Source organism: Polaromonas sp. P1_F8 (assembly GCF_056405635.1).
Map to the genome: position 1 here is coordinate 273,777 of NZ_JBFUBS010000006.1, position 15,366 is coordinate 289,142.

Annotated in this window: 18 protein-coding genes; 7 read left to right on the forward strand and 11 right to left on the reverse strand. The window is 64.8% G+C overall.

Annotated elements, in window-relative coordinates:
• The first annotated feature begins 12 nt into the window (after window positions 1–12).
• The 3 genes from lipB to AC1D1J_RS19535 are packed head-to-tail and all read left to right on the forward strand — an operon-like array spanning window position 13 to window position 2,480.
• Window positions 13–717, forward strand: a complete 705-nt coding sequence (lipB, locus tag AC1D1J_RS19525; protein WP_477686961.1) for a lipoyl(octanoyl) transferase LipB — start codon at window positions 13–15, stop codon at window positions 715–717.
• 25 nt (window positions 718–742) lie between these two features.
• The gene (gene lipA, locus AC1D1J_RS19530) at window positions 743–1,768 is read left to right on the forward strand and encodes a lipoyl synthase (RefSeq protein ID WP_477695607.1); all 1,026 of its coding nucleotides are present in this window, start codon (window positions 743–745) and stop codon (window positions 1,766–1,768) included.
• A gap of 10 nt (window positions 1,769–1,778) precedes the next feature.
• Window positions 1,779–2,480, forward strand: a complete 702-nt coding sequence (locus tag AC1D1J_RS19535; RefSeq protein ID WP_477695608.1) for a helix-turn-helix domain-containing protein — start codon at window positions 1,779–1,781, stop codon at window positions 2,478–2,480.
• Between the two features lie 13 nt (window positions 2,481–2,493).
• Here AC1D1J_RS19535 and AC1D1J_RS19540 read toward each other — a convergent pair whose 3' ends face one another.
• Window positions 2,494–2,706, reverse strand: a complete 213-nt coding sequence (locus AC1D1J_RS19540) for a hypothetical protein (protein WP_477686958.1) — start codon at window positions 2,704–2,706, stop codon at window positions 2,494–2,496.
• A gap of 225 nt (window positions 2,707–2,931) precedes the next feature.
• Between AC1D1J_RS19540 and AC1D1J_RS19545 the strand changes: the two genes are divergently transcribed.
• Window positions 2,932–3,777 carry a DMT family transporter gene (locus AC1D1J_RS19545; protein ID WP_477695609.1) on the forward strand — a complete coding sequence of 282 codons (846 nt, stop codon included), beginning with the start codon at window positions 2,932–2,934 and terminating at the stop codon, window positions 3,775–3,777.
• A 12-nt stretch (window positions 3,778–3,789) separates the two neighbouring features.
• Here the strand turns inward: AC1D1J_RS19545 and AC1D1J_RS19550 are convergent, their stop codons facing one another.
• From AC1D1J_RS19550 to AC1D1J_RS19595, 10 genes are all read right to left on the reverse strand, one after another.
• Window positions 3,790–5,157 (reverse strand): HAMP domain-containing sensor histidine kinase, encoded by a 1,368-nt coding sequence (locus AC1D1J_RS19550; protein WP_477695610.1) that lies wholly within the window; start codon window positions 5,155–5,157, stop codon window positions 3,790–3,792.
• Complete coding sequence (locus tag AC1D1J_RS19555; protein ID WP_477686955.1) at window positions 5,154–5,840, reverse strand: response regulator transcription factor; 687 nt, start codon at window positions 5,838–5,840, stop codon at window positions 5,154–5,156. Before AC1D1J_RS19555 ends, AC1D1J_RS19550 begins: the two co-directional genes overlap by 4 nt.
• Window positions 5,841–5,848: 8 nt before the next feature.
• Entirely contained in the window at window positions 5,849–6,868 is a 1,020-nt protein-coding gene (locus AC1D1J_RS19560) for an alpha/beta hydrolase family protein (protein WP_477686954.1), read from the reverse strand.
• Between the two features lie 31 nt (window positions 6,869–6,899).
• Window positions 6,900–7,358, reverse strand: coding sequence for a DUF4260 domain-containing protein (locus AC1D1J_RS19565; RefSeq protein ID WP_477686953.1), 459 nt, complete (start codon window positions 7,356–7,358; stop codon window positions 6,900–6,902).
• Window positions 7,351–7,809, reverse strand: a complete 459-nt coding sequence (locus tag AC1D1J_RS19570) for a Spy/CpxP family protein refolding chaperone (RefSeq protein ID WP_477686952.1) — start codon at window positions 7,807–7,809, stop codon at window positions 7,351–7,353. The genes AC1D1J_RS19565 and AC1D1J_RS19570 overlap by 8 nt, the downstream gene beginning before the upstream one ends.
• 207 nt (window positions 7,810–8,016) lie before the next feature.
• Window positions 8,017–9,780 carry a phosphoenolpyruvate--protein phosphotransferase gene (ptsP, locus tag AC1D1J_RS19575; protein WP_457281601.1) on the reverse strand — a complete coding sequence of 588 codons (1,764 nt, stop codon included), beginning with the start codon at window positions 9,778–9,780 and terminating at the stop codon, window positions 8,017–8,019.
• Window positions 9,781–9,989: 209 nt separating this feature from the next.
• Entirely contained in the window at window positions 9,990–10,259 is a 270-nt protein-coding gene (locus AC1D1J_RS19580) for an HPr family phosphocarrier protein (RefSeq protein WP_411881272.1), read from the reverse strand.
• Window positions 10,228–10,671, reverse strand: coding sequence for a PTS sugar transporter subunit IIA (locus AC1D1J_RS19585; RefSeq protein WP_457281604.1), 444 nt, complete (start codon window positions 10,669–10,671; stop codon window positions 10,228–10,230). Before AC1D1J_RS19585 ends, AC1D1J_RS19580 begins: the two co-directional genes overlap by 32 nt.
• On the reverse strand, window positions 10,668–12,053 hold the full coding sequence (locus AC1D1J_RS19590) for an MFS transporter (RefSeq protein ID WP_477695611.1): 1,386 nt from the start codon (window positions 12,051–12,053) through the stop codon (window positions 10,668–10,670). Before AC1D1J_RS19590 ends, AC1D1J_RS19585 begins: the two co-directional genes overlap by 4 nt.
• A 15-nt stretch (window positions 12,054–12,068) precedes the next feature.
• Window positions 12,069–12,626, reverse strand: a complete 558-nt coding sequence (locus AC1D1J_RS19595; RefSeq protein WP_477695612.1) for a hypothetical protein — start codon at window positions 12,624–12,626, stop codon at window positions 12,069–12,071.
• Window positions 12,627–12,813: 187 nt separating this feature from the next.
• On the opposite strand from AC1D1J_RS19595, the gene AC1D1J_RS19600 reads away from it, so the two are divergent.
• Genes AC1D1J_RS19600 through AC1D1J_RS19610 form a run of 3 tightly spaced genes read left to right on the forward strand, consistent with a single transcriptional unit; the run spans window position 12,814 to window position 15,287 of the window.
• Window positions 12,814–13,443, forward strand: coding sequence for a hypothetical protein (locus tag AC1D1J_RS19600; RefSeq protein ID WP_477695613.1), 630 nt, complete (start codon window positions 12,814–12,816; stop codon window positions 13,441–13,443).
• 12 nt (window positions 13,444–13,455) lie between these two features.
• Window positions 13,456–14,631: a sensor histidine kinase gene (locus AC1D1J_RS19605; RefSeq protein WP_477695614.1), complete on the forward strand. Its 1,176-nt coding sequence runs from the start codon at window positions 13,456–13,458 to the stop codon at window positions 14,629–14,631.
• The gene (locus AC1D1J_RS19610; RefSeq protein WP_477695615.1) at window positions 14,628–15,287 is read left to right on the forward strand and encodes a response regulator transcription factor; all 660 of its coding nucleotides are present in this window, start codon (window positions 14,628–14,630) and stop codon (window positions 15,285–15,287) included. The genes AC1D1J_RS19605 and AC1D1J_RS19610 overlap by 4 nt, the downstream gene beginning before the upstream one ends.
• Window positions 15,288–15,366: the final 79 nt, after the last annotated feature.

Below are 15,366 nucleotides of genomic sequence, written 5' to 3' on the forward strand. Positions count from 1 at the left end.
GGCCGTTCTACTATGTTGACGCGCAACCTGGGCCGGGTTGATTACCTGCCCACCTATGAAGCCATGCAGGCCTTCACGGCGGCGCGCAACCTCGGTTTTTCAAGAGAAAACGGGCTGCAACCCAATCAGGACGAGCGCGACCAGCTATGGATTTGTGAGCATCCACCGGTTTACACCCAAGGGCTGGCGGGAAAGAGCGACCATGTTTTGAACCCCGGCAGCATCCCGGTGGTGCAGACCAACCGCGGCGGCCAGGTGACTTATCACGGCCCCGGCCAGGTGGTGGCCTACCCGCTCATTGACCTGAAGCGCGCCGGCTATTACGTCAAGGAATACGTCTACCGCATCGAGGAATCCGTCATCAAGACCCTGGCGCATTTCGGCGTCACCGGGCACCGGGTGGCCGGCTCGCCCGGCATTTATGTGCGGCTGGACGACCCGGCCTCTCACGCCGCCCTGACCGGCCCGATGCACCCTGCCGACCCTTTTCGCGGCCTGGGCAAGATCGCCGCTTTGGGCATCAAAGTCAGCCGGAATTGCACCTACCACGGGGTCGCGCTCAATGTGGCGATGGACCTGGAACCCTTCTCGCGGATCAACCCCTGCGGGTATGTGGGGCTCAAAACCACAGACCTTTCTACAATCGGGGTATCGGCAAGCTGGCAGGAAGCCGCGGATGTGCTGGGCCGCAAGCTCGTCACCTACCTGGCGCCCTGAGCACATTCCTTCAAAGAAATACACCATGAGCACCCCAGAAACCGTCAATCCTGTTGTTCGCGACATCCAGAGCCAGGAAGACTACAACCCGCTGGCCAAGCAAAAAGCCGCGGCCAAGCTGTCGCGCATCCCCGTCAAGGTGGTGCAGGGCGAAATGCTCAAAAAGCCCGACTGGATCCGCGTCAAGGCCGGCAGCCCGACCACGCGCTTTTACGAGATCAAGCAGATCCTGCGCGAGAACAAGCTCAACACGGTGTGCGAAGAAGCCAGCTGCCCCAACATCGGCGAGTGTTTCGGCAAGGGCACGGCCACCTTCATGATCATGGGCGACAAGTGCACGCGCCGCTGCCCGTTCTGCGATGTGGGCCATGGCCGGCCCGACCCGCTGGACGTCAACGAGCCGCTGAACCTGGCCAAAACCATCGCAGCACTCAAGCTCAAATACGTGGTGATCACCAGCGTGGACCGCGATGACCTGCGCGACGGCGGCAGCGGCCACTTTGTCGAATGCATCCAGAAGATCCGCGAACTCTCGCCCGGCACCACCATTGAAATCCTGGTGCCCGACTTCCGCGGCCGCGACGACCGCGCGCTTGAAATCCTCAAGGCCGCGCCGCCCGACGTGATGAACCACAACCTCGAAACCGCGCCGCGCCTTTACAAAGAAGCGCGCCCCGGCAGCGACTACAACTTCAGCCTGAACCTGCTCAAAAAGTTCAAGGCCCTGCACCCCGACGTGCCGACCAAGAGCGGCATCATGGTCGGCCTGGGCGAAACCGACGAAGAAATTCTGCAGGTGATGCGCGACATGCGCGCGCACAACATCGACATGCTGACCATCGGCCAGTATCTGGCGCCTTCGACCAGCCACCTGCCGGTGCGCCGCTATGTGCACCCCGACACCTTCAAGATGTTTGAAGAAGAAGCCTACAAGATGGGCTTTACGCATGCGGCCGTGGGCGCCATGGTGCGCAGCAGTTACCACGCCGACCAGCAGGCCCACGCGGCAGGCGTGGCCGACAAGGCGGACGCGGCCATCGCCGCTCTTTAATCCCCGCAACATGACCCTGCCGCAAGGCTCCCTGTCGCTGCGCCACTACGGCGCGTCGCACGGCAGCCATGCGCATGAGCACTTCCAGGTACTGCTGGGGCTGAGTGGTGTGCTGGAACTGGAAGTACGCGGGCGCGGGCGGCGCATTGCCGCCGGCCAGGGCTGCGTGATCACACCCGGCGACAGGCATGACTTCGAATCACGTGATGGCAGCCGCTGCCTGGTGCTGGACACCACGCACGCGGACTGGGCTCGTTGCGCAGCGGACCCCGCCAAAACCGGGCAAGCGCTGGCACTGGCCCATTACCTGGCCGAAGCACTGCAGCAACCCGGTGGCCTGGCCCAACGCCATGGCCCGGCGCTGTTGCTGGAAGCCTGGCAACCCACAACACCCGCATCAACGCCCTTGCGCTACGCGCGGCCCATCCACTGGGGACAGCTGGCCACCTGGACACAGCAGCGCCTGCATGAACCACTGAGCGTCGCGCAGCTGGCCGCGCAGGTGTTCTTAAGCCCAACGCAGTTTGCCGCGCGCTGCCGGCGCGAGACCGGCATCAGTGTGATGCAGTGGCTGCGCCGGCAACGCCTGGCACTGGCCGTGCAATTGCGCAGCCGCGGCATGAGCGTGGCCGACACCGCGCTGCACTGCGGCTACCAGTCGCCCTCAGCCCTGACGGCCGCGATGCGGCGCGCCGGGCCGGGCAGCGCCTGACCTTTACGGATTTTCAATAGCGGCTCGGGTCGTTCGGCCGGCGGTCGTAGCGGTTGCGCACACCGTCGCCATCGCGGTCACCCCGGTAGCCGGGGCCGTAGCCCGGCGCAGGGGCGGGCACGACACGGTATTGCGGTCCGTTGTCATAGGCTACCGGGTAAGCCACGCAACCCGACAGGGCGGCCATGCCGGCCAGCGCCAGCAAGAGGATGGAAAGCTTTTTCATGGTGAGTCTCCTTGGGTTTCATGCGATTTCGGAGAAATCTGCCATGCCATTGCAACTGAAGTCCGTACGGGCAAGGTGTCTGCGGCGCCCCTCGCACGTGAAGCTCGTTACCGGATGTTGGTCTGCGCGTAGGACATACGCCTGAATCCCTGAAACCGTCGTTGCGCGACAACAAAGCGTTGCCCTGCGACGACGCCCACGTTGCGGCCCCCTATGCTTGCCGCCATGCCAGCCAATCTGTACGCACTGGGCGCCATCGCCCTCTGGACCCTGCTTGCCTCGCTCGGGGTCTCGCTCAAACACGTTCCGCCCTTTCTGCTCACCGGCGTTGCGCTGCTGACCGGCAGCCTGCTGGCCCTGCCTTTTGTGCTGCGGGACCGCACGCAATGGAAGATTCCCACCGCCACGCTGGCGCTCGGCGTGTACGGCCTCTTCGGCTATCACTTCCTGCTTTTCATCGCGCTGCGGTATGCGCCGGCGGTCGAGGCCAACCTGGTGAACTACCTCTGGCCGCTTTTTATCGTGGTGCTGGCGCCGCTGTTTCTTCGTGGCGTGCAGCTGCGCGCTGTGCATGTGGCTGCGGGCCTGCTGGGATTTGCCGGCGCCGCCATTGCCATATTGGGCGCGGGCGGTGGCGGTGCGGCTTCCGCGGCAGGCTGGTCATGGGGTTACCTGCCGGCGCTGGGCTCGGCCTTTATCTGGGCCAGCTACTCGCTGCTGACAAAACGCGTGCCGACCTTTCCCACCGCGGCCATCGGCCTCTTCGGCCTGGTCTCAGGCGTGCTTTCGCTGCTGTGCCATTGGGCGCTGGAGCCTGCCGCCACGCTGTCGGCGCAAGACTGGCTACTGCTGGCGGTGCTGGGCGCAGGGCCGCTGGGCGCGGCGTTCTTTCTCTGGGACAAGGCCCTGAAGCTGGGCGACGCGCAGCAGATCGGCATCCTCAGCTACCTCACGCCGCTGGGCTCGACTGCGCTGCTGATGGGGGTGAGCGGCCGCGCGCTGAGCTGGAGCATCGCCCTGGCGGCGGTGATGATCATCGGCGCTGCGCTGCTGGGAACAAGGGTCAAATAGGCCTGCAGCCCTTTAAGAACGGGCGCGAGCAGCTCCTGATTCAATAGCAGGCCACAGCACGCACACGGCCAGGCCCGGCTCCGCATTGCGCACCTGCAGCTCGGCGCCATGTGCTTCGGCCACCAGCCGGCACAAATACATGCCCAGTCCCACACCGCCCGTTGCGCGCTGGCGCGCGCCGTCGGTCCGGTAAAAGGGCTCGGTCAAATGTGCCAGCTGCGCGGCGTCCACGCCCGGTCCGAAGTCGCGCACTTCCAGCATCACGCCGCCGCCCGCCGGCTGCAGCGACACCTGCGGCGGCCTGCCGGCGCCGCTGCTGTAGCGCAGTGCGTTGTCCAGCAGGTTGCGCACCAGCAGGCGCACGCGCATGCGGTCCAGCGCCAGCGGCGCAAGGCCGGCCGCCAGGTCCAGCACCATCTCCGACGCACCCGGCACCTCGGAAGCGGTCTCGCGCACCAGCGCCGCCAGATCCACCGGCTCGCGCTGCAGCGCGGCGTGCGGGCTGGCCAGGCGCTCGCTTTCCAGCAGGTCGCTGATCAGGTCGCGCATCTCGCCCAGGTCGCGCAGCAGCGCCTCGCGTTCGCGTTCGCCGGCACCGGTGCCCTCGGGCGTGGTGGGCAGCAGCTCGGCGTTGAGCCGCGCGCGTGTGAGTGGGGAGCGCAGTTCATGGCTCAGCGCCAGCAGCAAGGCACGTTTGGCATTCAGCATGCCTTCAATGTCATGCGCCATGGTGTTGATGCGCCCGGCCAGGTCGCCGAGTTCGTCGCGGCGGCGCAAAGGAATCGGCGTGTCGAACTCGCCGCGGCCAAAACGCTCGGCCCCTGCGCGGATGTCGTCCAGCGGGCGCAGCAGGCGCCGCACATAGGCATACGCGCCTATGAGCAAGCCCAGCAGCAGCGCCAGCGTGATCCAGCCAAACACCCCGTGGGGCGCCGTCTGCCAGGGCGCGGTGCCGGGGCCAAAAATCACGCGATGGCCGTCGGGCGTGGTCCGGCTCAGCCAGTCTTTGGCGCGGGCGTCGAACACCTTGCGGTCGGGCCTGTCGGGATGGGACTGCCAGTTGACCTGCGGCCCTTCAATGCGGATGGAAATCGGCAGCCGCGCGGCCAGCGCCTGGGCGCGGCCCACATCGGGCGGCGAACCGAGGTCGGTCACCAGCCGGTCCATGTAGTCGCTGATCAGCGGCTTGGCCGCGTCGCGCCAGCCCGTTGAAAACGCCCGCTGCATGCCGCTCATGAACACCGCGCCCATGGCCAGCGCCAGCAGCAGGAACACGGTGATCAGCCGCAGCCGCAGCGAATGCTTCCAGCGATGGCGCCAGCGCTCGGGGCGTGAGCGTTCGCGGGCCCGGCAGTCCCGGCGTGTTTTCCACCGCCTCATGGCGTACCCGCCTTGCCGGCGGCAAGCGCATAGCCCGCGTTGCGCAGCGTCTTGATGCAGTCCAGCGGCTCCAGTTTTTTGCGCAGCCGGCTCACCACGATGTCGACGGCGCGCGTGTACAGCTCGGCCTCATGGCCGCGCAGGCGGTTGAGGATGTCGTCTCGGTTGAAGACCTTGCCGGGCTCGGCCGCCAGCAGGGCCAGCAATTCAAACTCGGTGCCGGTCAGCTCGACCTTTTCACCCAGGCGAAGCACCTCGCGCGTTTCAACGTCGATCACCAGCCCCTGGAACACATGGCGCTGGGTGGCCGCAGCCGGTGCGCTGCGCTGGCGCCGCAAAATGGTCTGCAGGCGCGCCACCAGTTCGCGCGGCTCAAAGGGCTTGGGCAGGTAGTCGTCGGCACCCAGCTCCAGCCCGACCACGCGGTCCATCACGTCGCCGCGGGCCGTCAGCATCACGATGGGGATGTCGCTTTCCTTGCGGATCTCGCGGCACAGGGCAAAACCGTCCATCTCGGGCAGCATGACGTCCAGGATGGCCGCGTCATACGCGCCGGCGCGCAGCATGGCCAGGCCTTCACCGGGGCGCAGCGCGCTTTCGAGCACAAAGTCAAAACGGGCAAAGTAGGCGGCCAGCGGCGCAGCCAGGTGCTCGTCGTCGTCGATCAGCAGGATATGGGGCATAGGATTGGCTACATTCGCTTCGGAAAATTCGCATCGACCTGGAGTTGCTCCTGAAAAAACATCAATGCATCGCGGTTCACATTGTCATGCACAGCAGCCCGATTGACGCCTTGTGGATCCGTGCACAGAGCGGGCGCGACGCCGCGCATCTCCGACGTGCACGGCGCGAGAAACACGAAGTGGTCGGCAGCGGGGATCTCGGTATATCGGGCCAATGAGGGAAGCAGTTCCTTCACTTTGATCGCGTTCTCCCTGGCCGGGAGCACGGAATCGGCGCCGGCCGCGTACAGATTCACCGGCCTCGAGACCTGCGACAGGCTTTCGCGGTCAAAGAAGGCTCCCGGCGGGCTCATGACGAACGCGGCGCGGATGCGGTCGTCGGTCTTCGCGATCAGCGGGGGAGACGACAGGGAAACCTTTCCGCCACCGGCACATAGAACACTTGCCGGCAAGGCTTTGCAATAGGCACTCAGCAGCTCGAACTTCGGTTTGGCACCTACCAGCAAGAGGGCCGAATAGCCGCCTGCCGAAAAGCCCGCGACGCCCACCCGCCGGGAATCGATCAGGCCCGCAGAGGCCGGAGTCTGCAACAGGAAATCCAGCAGTGCGGACAGTTGCAGCGCTCTTCCTATCAGCACCCGATCGGTGCCGACCCCGCTGCTGTCGCGAAAATTGTCGCCCGGATGCTCGATTGCGGCCACCACGTAGCCATGACGCGCGAGGAATGTCGCAGTATCGTGGTGACTGAACCGGCCGGCACCATTGCCGTGCGAGAGCAGCACCAGAGGATGGTGCACACCCATCGGCGCCGCATCCTTCACGGCAGACACAACGACAGCCCCCATCCGGGCTGTTTCAGACGTAGGTGCTGCCGGATAGAACACCGCCGCCTGCATCGGTTGCTGCGTGACAGGATCGGGAAGCTGAATCAAACGAAAGCCGGCGCCACCGGAAAGTTCAGTGGCGTCCACCACGCCGGCGATCGACGCCAAAGCAACGAACAGGCTGCAAGCCAGCGATTTCAGCATCGGGTTCCTTTGAAGCGGAGAAAGGCGCTATTCACCACGGATCTTTGGGCCCGATGCGCCCCAGATGGGTGTGCCCGAACCCCGTACCGTACTTGAGCCCGTAACCCAGCAGGCGGTCAAAGCCGATATGCGCGCACCAGACCAGGCCACCCGCCACCAGCATGGGGGCCGCACCCAACACCCCGGCCGCCAGCAGGCCGACGGCGCCCAGGTAGGAATGCATGGCGTTATAGGCTGCAGCCCCCACACGCGGCCCGGCCAGGTAAGCCAGGAAAGACAGGTCGGGCAGCAGAAATAGCGCCGCAAACCAGCCCCACCCCGCGCCGAACTGGGCGTAGGCCGCCGCAGCGGCGGCCACTACCACCAGCCCTTCGGCGCGCAGCATCAGGCGCACCCCGCCGTTGGCGCTGCCCGGGGCAGCCACCTTGGCGATGCGGCGCACAGCGGTTGCCGCCGTTCGGCCTGCCGGGAAGAAAAGTGCCTCAGCCACGGTAGCCCCAGCGGCGGCCGCGCTCCATGAAGTCGCGCACTTTTTGCTGTTGCTCAGGTTTGAGGTTGTCAAAGAAGTCCGCCGCTGCGGCGATCACTTCCGGGCTGCCGGACTGGATCGCGGCGGTTTTTTCCTCGATCAGCTTTTTGGCGCCGGCCTGGTCCAGCTTGTTGCCGGCAAAGAGGCCGCGAACGGCTTCCCGTGGCTCACTGCTGCCGCGCAGGGCCGCGCGCTGTGCCTGCAGCTTGTCGGCCAGCACGGCGAGTTTTTGCTTTTGCGCAGCGTCCAGGTCCAGGCGCGAGCCGATTTTTTCGACCATGCGGGCGCGCGCCTCAGGGGAGCCGGCATCGCCGCGCCAGCCATGGCCGCCGTGCGAGCACGCACCCAGGCTGCCGACGATGAGCGCCCCGCCGAAAAGGCCGAGCAGGATTTTTTTAACGTGATGTTTCATGAGGAGCCTCGAAGAAGAAGTGAAGGTTCCTCATGGTGCCCGCGGGAGGCCCCGGGCTGTTTGCAGCGCGGTTGCGGCGTGTTTCGCTTTGTTTCAGCCGCCCTGAATGGGCAGATGGGCTAAATTTAGCAATGTTTTCGGGCTCCAGCCCAATCAAGACGGGCGCAAGCAGCTATGTTTTTAATAGCAATGACAGCCCGACAGCCCTCAACCTTGCAGCATCGTCGCCGGCTCTTCGCAGGCCAGCACCTGTTCGGCCCAGGGCTGCAGCTTGGCGGCATCGGCGCGCAGGATTTGCTGCTTGACCGCGAGGATCTGCGACGGGTGCATGGAAAAGCTGCGCAAACCCATGCCCAGCAGCAGGCGCGTCATGGTGACGTCGCCGGCCATCTCGCCGCAAACGCTGACACCCTTGCCCTGCGCGTTGCATTCGTTGATGGTGTCGGCAATCAGCCGCAGCACGGCCGGGTGGCAGGGGTTGTACAGATGCGAAACCGCCTCGTCGGCGCGGTCGATGGCCAGCGTGTACTGGATCAGGTCGTTGGTACCGATGGACAGGAAGTCGAAGTACTTCAGGAACAGCTTGAGCGTCAGCGCCGCGGCCGGGATTTCGATCATCGCGCCCAGCCGCACCGGCCCGTACGGAACGCCCTTGTTGTCGAGCAACGCGCGTGCGCGGTCGATCAGCGCCATGGTCTGGCGGATTTCACTGCCATGCGCCAGCATGGGCACCAGCAGGTTGACCTTGCCATGCGCGGCCGCGCGCAAAATGGCACGCAGCTGCGTCAAAAACATCGGCGGGTCGGCCAGGCTCCAGCGAATCGCGCGCAGGCCCAGCGCCGGGTTGAGGTGGGTGTCCTGCGCCTTGTGGCGATCCAGTTGCTTGTCGGAGCCGATGTCCACAGTGCGGATGGTGACGGGCAGGCCGTGCATGCCTTCAATCGCCTTGCGGTAGGCCTGGTATTGCTCTTCCTCGTCGGGCAGCTTGCCGCTGCGGCCCATGAAAAGGAATTCACTGCGAAACAGCCCGACGCCGACAGCACCCGCAGCCACCGCGCCCACCGTGTCTTCGGGCATTTCAATGTTGGCCAGCAGATCGACTTTCTGCCCGTCGATGGTCAGCGCGGCCGTGTGCTTGAGCCGGTTCAGGCGCTGGCGTTCCAGCTCGCCCTGACGCTGCTTGAAGCCGTATTCGGCCAGGATGATGGGCGACGGGTCGACGATCAACACCCCGGCCTCGCCGTCGATGATGACCCAGTCGTCCTGCTTGATCAGCTGGCTGGCACTGCGCGCCCCGACCACCGCCGGGATGTCCATGCTGCGCGCCACGATGGCGGTGTGCGAGGTCTTGCCGCCCACGTCGGTGGCAAAGCCGGCAAAGAGGCTCTGCTTGAACTGCAGCATGTCGGCCGGGGAAATGTCATGCGCAATCAGCACCAGCGGCACGTCCGTCGTGTCGTCCAGCAACAGATCCTGCTGCGACTGCTTGCGGCTGGCACCGGCCTGGGCCGCGGGCTGCACCGGCGACGCCACGCCCTTCATGTGGCGCAGGATGCGCTCGACCACCTGCTCGAGGTCGGCCTTACGTTCGCGCAGGTACTCGTCTTCCATGTCGTCGAACTGGCGCGCAATGATTTCGTACTGCGTGGTCAACGCCCACTCAGCGTTGTAGTGGCGGTCGACGATCCAGTGTTTCACGCCGCTGATCAGCTGCTCGTCCTGCAGCAGCATCAGGTGCACGTCGAGCAGCGCAGCCAGCTCGTGCGGCGCGTCCTTGGGCAGGTCCTGCTGCAGGCGCGTGATTTCCTCCATCACCGCATTGCGCGACACCCTGACCCGCGTGATCTCGTCCGCCGTCTTGGCATCGTCCACGAAATAGTGCGCCACGTCGGCGCGGCTGGAGGCCACCAGCACGGCACGGCCGATAGCAATGCCGCGCGAGACCGCCAGGCCGTGGACTGAAAAAGTCATGCAACAACTCCCTGCACGACGGTATCTTCGAGCCAGTCCGAGACGTGGAACCGGCTTTGCCGGGCCACAGGCGGGCGGCCCCCTCGGGGGGCAGGGAGCACACGAAGTGAGCGACCGTGGGGGCGGCACCTTCGGCTTTGCCGGGCCGCAGGCGGGGCGGCCCCCTCGGGGGGCAGCGTATTACACGAAGTGAAAAGCGTGGGGGCCATTCATTCCCCTTCGCCGAACTTGTCGGCGATCAAAGCGAGGATGGCGTCCATCGCGGCCTGCTCGTCGTTGCCGTTGGTCTCGACCTCCACGGTGCTGCCCAGCCCGGCCGCCAGCATCATCACGCCCATGATGCTTTTGGCGTTGACGCGGCGCTCGCCCTTGCTCATCCAGACCTCGCAGCCAAAGCTGCCGGCGAGTTTGGTGAGCTTGGCGGAGGCGCGGGCATGCAGGCCCAGCTTATTGTTGATGCTCGTGCTGGTCTTTATCATGATTTCGGCGTACCTGATTTTGCGGCGCGGTGATGGCCACCTGCATCACGCCCTGCGTGGCGCCGATCAGCGCGCGCGCCACCAGCGCATCGAGCGACTCGTGGCGGTAAGACACGGTGCGCAGCAGCATGGGCAGGTTGATGCCGGTGATGAGTTTGGAATGAACGCCGTCCACCAGCTTTTGCGCCACATTGCAGGGCGTGGCGCCGAACACGTCAACCAGCACCAGGGCATGCGAGGTGCCGAGCTGCGTCAGCATGATGCGCGCCTGGGCCAGGGTTTCTTCGGGCGGCATGTTGGGCTGCACGTCCAGCGCGGAAATACCCGCTGCGTTGTCCGGAAACACATGCAACACGCATTGGCGCAAGGCAGAGGCCAAAGGAGCGTGAGCAATGATGAAAATGCCGTTCATTGCGGTGAATTATCAGCTTTCACACTGAGGAAATACCCATATGAGGCGATACAACAACACAAAAACACGGACATCGCCGCCTGAAAGCTCGCCACCCGTGCCAGGCCCATGGCGGCAAAGACGTCAATCAGCAAGCCGATTCCCCACTGCACGGTGAACACGCCGGCGAAAATCATGAGGTTGTAGGCCGAGAGCGCCCGGCCGGCGAGCGAGGCCTTGAACGCCATGCCCACCGCGGGCTGCGCCAGCCCCATGACGCTGCAACCCATGCAAAACAGCGCCCAGCCCAGCCATCCGGTGGAGGTGCCGGCCGCGATATTGACCGCCAGCACGGTGAGGCTGAAGGGCACACCCCAGGTGATCAGGCGGGTGGCGCCCCAGCCGTGCCGCGACAGCCAGGGGTTCACCATGCCCCAGCTCCAGAAGGTCACCAGCATGCAGGCGTTGATATAGAAGAGGCCGGTCGCCGCCTCCAGCGGCGTATAGCCCGCGACCCTGATCATCCAGGGGCCGGCCCACAAGGTTTGCACAGCCACCAGCCCGCCGTAATTGAAAAATGCCAATGGCGTCATCTTGCGGAAGTAGCGGCTGCGCCAGATAGGCGCGTAGCCGGCTTCCTCCGTGTGCGCGTCACTGGAGGCGGCCGGCCGCAGCGAAGGGCCGCCCCGAGCAAGGCCAGCCCCCTCGGGGGGCAGCGAACCACGCGAAGCGGGGAGCGTGGGGGCTTTTTCGTTCTTGTTGTTGAGTTGCCAAGTCGGTACAACCCAGGCGAGCGCGGCCATCGACAGCAAGATCATCGCGGCCAGTATCCAGAAGAGGGGCCGCCAGCCCGTCAAGGGCATCAGCCACTGCACCGGCAGGGTAGACGCCAGCATGCCGAGTGAGCCGGTCATCAGCATCCACGAATTGGCGCGCAGCACCGTGGCCGGCTCATACCAGCGGCGGTAACCCGTGAGCGGTGCCATCAGGCAGGCGCTGACGCCCATGCCCACCAGCACACGCGACGCCAACAGCCAGGCAAAGCTGGTGCTCAACGAAAAGGCCAGGCAGCCCAGCACCGACAGCGCCAGAAAGCACAGGATCACGCGCTTGGGGCCATGACGGTCCAGCCAGGTGCCCAGCGGCAGCTGCGTGGCGGCAAAGCCCAGGAAATATCCGCCCGCCAGCAGGCCGAGGTCGCGCGCATGCAGCGAAAACTCCTGCGTGAGCACAGGCGCCAGCGTGGCGGTGATGGCCCGCACCAGCGCCGAGCAGAAATACGCGGCGGCAAACGCGAGGAAAACAATGGCGCCGGTTTTCGCATCCAGCCGGCCTGGGTGGGAACTGGCAGCCGGCGCAGCGGTATTCGGGGAGGTCGGCAAGGAAGCTTCTGCGCTGGTCATGAAAGGCAAGCCACTTTATTCAAACTTGAGGCTGGAGAACAATGTCTCGGCCACCTCGGGCGCGACGCGCGGGGCATACATCACCACCTGGAACACCTGCGAGCCTTGCACAAAATAGGCGGCCTGCCCGCTCACCGGTTTGCCGTCGGGGCCCTGCCCCCCGGCCTTGACCAGCGAGGCCGGCGGCAAGGCGGCAGCCCCGGGTAACTTGAGCGGCGACACCTGCGGCGCAAGCCCGGCTTTCATGTTGGCCAGCGTGAGGCTTTGCCACTGTGCGAGCACGGGCGCCGCTTTTGACGCGTCACCGAGGTCGGCCACCGCCACCGCAAAAGTGGCGCCGCCGGCATCACAACCCAGCATGCGCAAGGTAGTTGCCGGGCCACCCAGTGGAACCACCTTTTCGGCTTTGTCAGGCTTGCAGGGCAAAAGCAGCGCCAGGCGCGTGCCCTCGGGCCGCACTTCGCGCCAGTTCAGCGTGGGGCTACAGGCCACGAGCAAAACCAGCACTGACAGGAAAAAGGCGGCGACCGGCCGCGGCGAGAGGTGCGCTGCGCCTCCAGAAATCGTAAGCATGCCTTGGACTTTACAGGGAATCAAAAAAAGCAGCCCGTTTTGGGGCGAACCTAGGGCAAGCCGCTCCGTCCAGCCCGCTTCAGTACCGATTTTGGGTTGATACAGTCCCGGCCACGCACCAAGCTGGGCACGATGTTTGCTCATGCCCGCATGTGCAGTATGGAAAGAACTCAGGCCTTGCCATGCCATGATGCGGTCCAACAATCACAACCGTTCAATGATGATGGATTTCAAAACACACCGATTACTGGCTGCTCTGCTGCTATGTGCTGCAAACCCTGTCTGGGCTTTGGAGCTGCAGAATCAAAATTTTAGCGACGACGAAATTTTCTCGGCTGTCGTTAACCGGTTTAAAAAGCCGCTTCAACACCGGTTCAACCCTGCCGCCACGGGCGAGCGAAAACCCCTGCTAGTGCTGGGACCTGCGCTGAAATTCGGCAAAAAAATCCAGTCCCAATCGTTTATCCACCTGACGCAGCAGGAGCTGGTTGAGCAGCAACAGGCGGTTTTTATATTGGTAGAGAAAGCGCGCCCGAATCCTGAGCGGACCGAACTCTATGTGGACTACGACATACCGAGCAATGCGTCTTTCGGCGTGCTGAAGGTTTATCCCAAAGATGGTGTGCTGGTCGTTGAAAGTCTTGACAGCTTCCGGTCATCCTCAGGCGCAAGGGCCACTTACGGCAAGCTGTACAAGGGCGTGGCTTGCCAGGACAACACGGAAATGGCTTACCGCTGGAACTACTACGAGCGCAGTGGCTCAGGCGGGCGTTGCCCTGACAAGATGTTTACCGAATTTACGGATTACGGCGGTTAACCGAACTACGCCATGCCCTCGCCTGCACACCTTCCCGGCACCAATCAGCCCGTCTGGCGCGACAAACTATCGCAGCTGCTCGAGTCCACCGGCGAGGGCATCTTCGGCATCGACATGGACGGCCGCTGCACTTTCATCAACCGTGCCGGCGCCGAGCAATTGGGCTATGCCCCCGCCGACGTGCTGGGCCGCAACATGCATGAGCTGGCGCACCATTCCCATGCCGGCGGCGCGCACTACCCCGAGCACCTGTGTCCCATCTTCAACGCCTTTCGCAAAGCGCTGCCCTGCCGCATCGACACAGAACTCTTCTGGCGCAAGGACGGTAGTGCGTTTGCGGTCGAATATTCGTCGCACCCCATCGTCGAAGGTGGCGTGGTACAGGGCGCGGTGGTGACCTTTGTCGACATCTCTGCGCGCCGCCAGGCCGAGGACGCACTGCGCCAGGCGCATGCGGTGCTGGAGCAACGCGTGAGCGAACGCACCCAGGCCTTGTCTGAAGCGCTGCAACACCTGCGCGAGCTCACCGCCTACACCCACACTGTGCGCGAGGAAGAACGCACGCGCATCGCGCGCGAGGTACATGACGAGCTGGGCAGTCTGCTGGTGGCGCTGAAGATGGATGTGGGCTGGCTCGACAAACGCCTGGGCGAACAGCAACAACGCGAACCCGGCGACGCGCAGGCCATGCGCGACACCATGCGCAGCAAATGCCAGAACATGGGCCGGCTGATTGAAAACGCGGTCGACAACGTGGGCCGCATCATCACCGACCTGCGCCCCAGCATCCTGGACCACCAAGGCCTGTGGGCGGCGCTGGACTGGCAGGCGCATGAGTTTGTGCAGTCGGCCGAGCTGGCCCTGGACTGGCAGATGGACGTGGCCGACGCCGCACCGCTGCCCGAGCCTTCGGCGATTGCCGTCTTTCGCATCTTCCAGGAAATGCTCAGCAACGTGGGCCGCCATGCAGCCGCCAGTCGTGTAGCTATCACCATACGGGCCACGGCCAAAGACATCAGCATCGCCGTGCAGGACAACGGCCGCGGCGCCGAAGCCGCCGCCTTTGAAGCAGCCAATGCTTACGGCGTGATGGGCATGCGGGAGCGCGCACGCCACCTGGGCGGCAGCCTGGAGATCACCAGCCAGGTCGGCCATGGCTCTCTCTTTCACCTTCGGATTCAATTATGAGCACCCTCAAAATCCTGATCGGCGACGACCACCGCATCGTGCGCGAGGGCCTGAAGCAGGTGCTGGCCGACGCGCCCGAGATCGAAGTGGTGGCCGAAGCGGAAACCGGCCCCGACATCCTGCGGCGGGTCGACGCTTTGGGCGGCGACAAAGGCCTGAGTGCCGTGCTGCTGGACATCGCCCTGCCCGAGCGCGACGGCCTGGATGTGCTGCAGGCCCTGAAAAAAAGCTGGCCGCGCCTGCCGGTGCTGATGCTCAGCACCTACCCCGAAAAGCAATACGCGGTGCGCTGCATCAAGCTGGGTGCGGCCGGTTACCTCAACAAAAGCGCGAATCCCGACGACATGATTGCCGCGGTGCGCAAGGTGGCGGCTGGTGGCATGTACGTTTCAGCCGCCACGGCCGAAGCGCTGGCCAGCGCAGTCGGTGGCAACGGCGGGCGCAGCGGCGCTGAAGCCCTGTCGCACCGCGAACACCAGGTCTTCCGCCTGCTCACGGCCGGCAAGTCCGTCGGCGAGATCGGCACGCAACTGGGCCTGGCGTCCAACACCGTCAGCACCTACCGGCTGCGCATTCTTGAAAAAACCGGCGCCAAAAATGACGTGGAACTGGCGCTGTACGCCGAACGCCACGCAAAAACATCTGCCAGCTCCTGACGGCGCAATTGGCGCGGCCTTGTCCTACGGCCGCTTGGGTGCCCGCTGATTAAAAAGCACCCACCAGCGCTGCATGCTG

Excerpts from the sequence above, each read along its gene's own strand:
- ptsP (WP_457281601.1), bottom strand. The coding sequence starts at position 9,780 with ATGACTTTTTCAGTCCACGGCCTGGCGGTCTCGCGCGGCATTGCTATC.
- lipB (WP_477686961.1), top strand. The coding sequence starts at position 13 with ATGTTGACGCGCAACCTGGGCCGGGTTGATTACCTGCCCACCTATGAA.
- AC1D1J_RS19550 (WP_477695610.1), bottom strand. The coding sequence starts at position 5,157 with ATGAGGCGGTGGAAAACACGCCGGGACTGCCGGGCCCGCGAACGCTCA.
- AC1D1J_RS19595 (WP_477695612.1), bottom strand. The coding sequence starts at position 12,626 with ATGCTTACGATTTCTGGAGGCGCAGCGCACCTCTCGCCGCGGCCGGTC.
- AC1D1J_RS19540 (WP_477686958.1), bottom strand. The coding sequence starts at position 2,706 with ATGAAAAAGCTTTCCATCCTCTTGCTGGCGCTGGCCGGCATGGCCGCC.
- AC1D1J_RS19545 (WP_477695609.1), top strand. The coding sequence starts at position 2,932 with ATGCCAGCCAATCTGTACGCACTGGGCGCCATCGCCCTCTGGACCCTG.
- AC1D1J_RS19560 (WP_477686954.1), bottom strand. The coding sequence starts at position 6,868 with ATGCTGAAATCGCTGGCTTGCAGCCTGTTCGTTGCTTTGGCGTCGATC.
- AC1D1J_RS19580 (WP_411881272.1), bottom strand. The coding sequence starts at position 10,259 with ATGATAAAGACCAGCACGAGCATCAACAATAAGCTGGGCCTGCATGCC.
- AC1D1J_RS19605 (WP_477695614.1), top strand. The coding sequence starts at position 13,456 with ATGCCCTCGCCTGCACACCTTCCCGGCACCAATCAGCCCGTCTGGCGC.
- AC1D1J_RS19535 (WP_477695608.1), top strand. The coding sequence starts at position 1,779 with ATGACCCTGCCGCAAGGCTCCCTGTCGCTGCGCCACTACGGCGCGTCG.
- AC1D1J_RS19585 (WP_457281604.1), bottom strand. The coding sequence starts at position 10,671 with ATGAACGGCATTTTCATCATTGCTCACGCTCCTTTGGCCTCTGCCTTG.
- AC1D1J_RS19555 (WP_477686955.1), bottom strand. The coding sequence starts at position 5,840 with ATGCCCCATATCCTGCTGATCGACGACGACGAGCACCTGGCTGCGCCG.
- AC1D1J_RS19590 (WP_477695611.1), bottom strand. The coding sequence starts at position 12,053 with ATGACCAGCGCAGAAGCTTCCTTGCCGACCTCCCCGAATACCGCTGCG.
- AC1D1J_RS19570 (WP_477686952.1), bottom strand. The coding sequence starts at position 7,809 with ATGAAACATCACGTTAAAAAAATCCTGCTCGGCCTTTTCGGCGGGGCG.
- lipA (WP_477695607.1), top strand. The coding sequence starts at position 743 with ATGAGCACCCCAGAAACCGTCAATCCTGTTGTTCGCGACATCCAGAGC.
- AC1D1J_RS19610 (WP_477695615.1), top strand. The coding sequence starts at position 14,628 with ATGAGCACCCTCAAAATCCTGATCGGCGACGACCACCGCATCGTGCGC.
- AC1D1J_RS19600 (WP_477695613.1), top strand. The coding sequence starts at position 12,814 with ATGATGCGGTCCAACAATCACAACCGTTCAATGATGATGGATTTCAAA.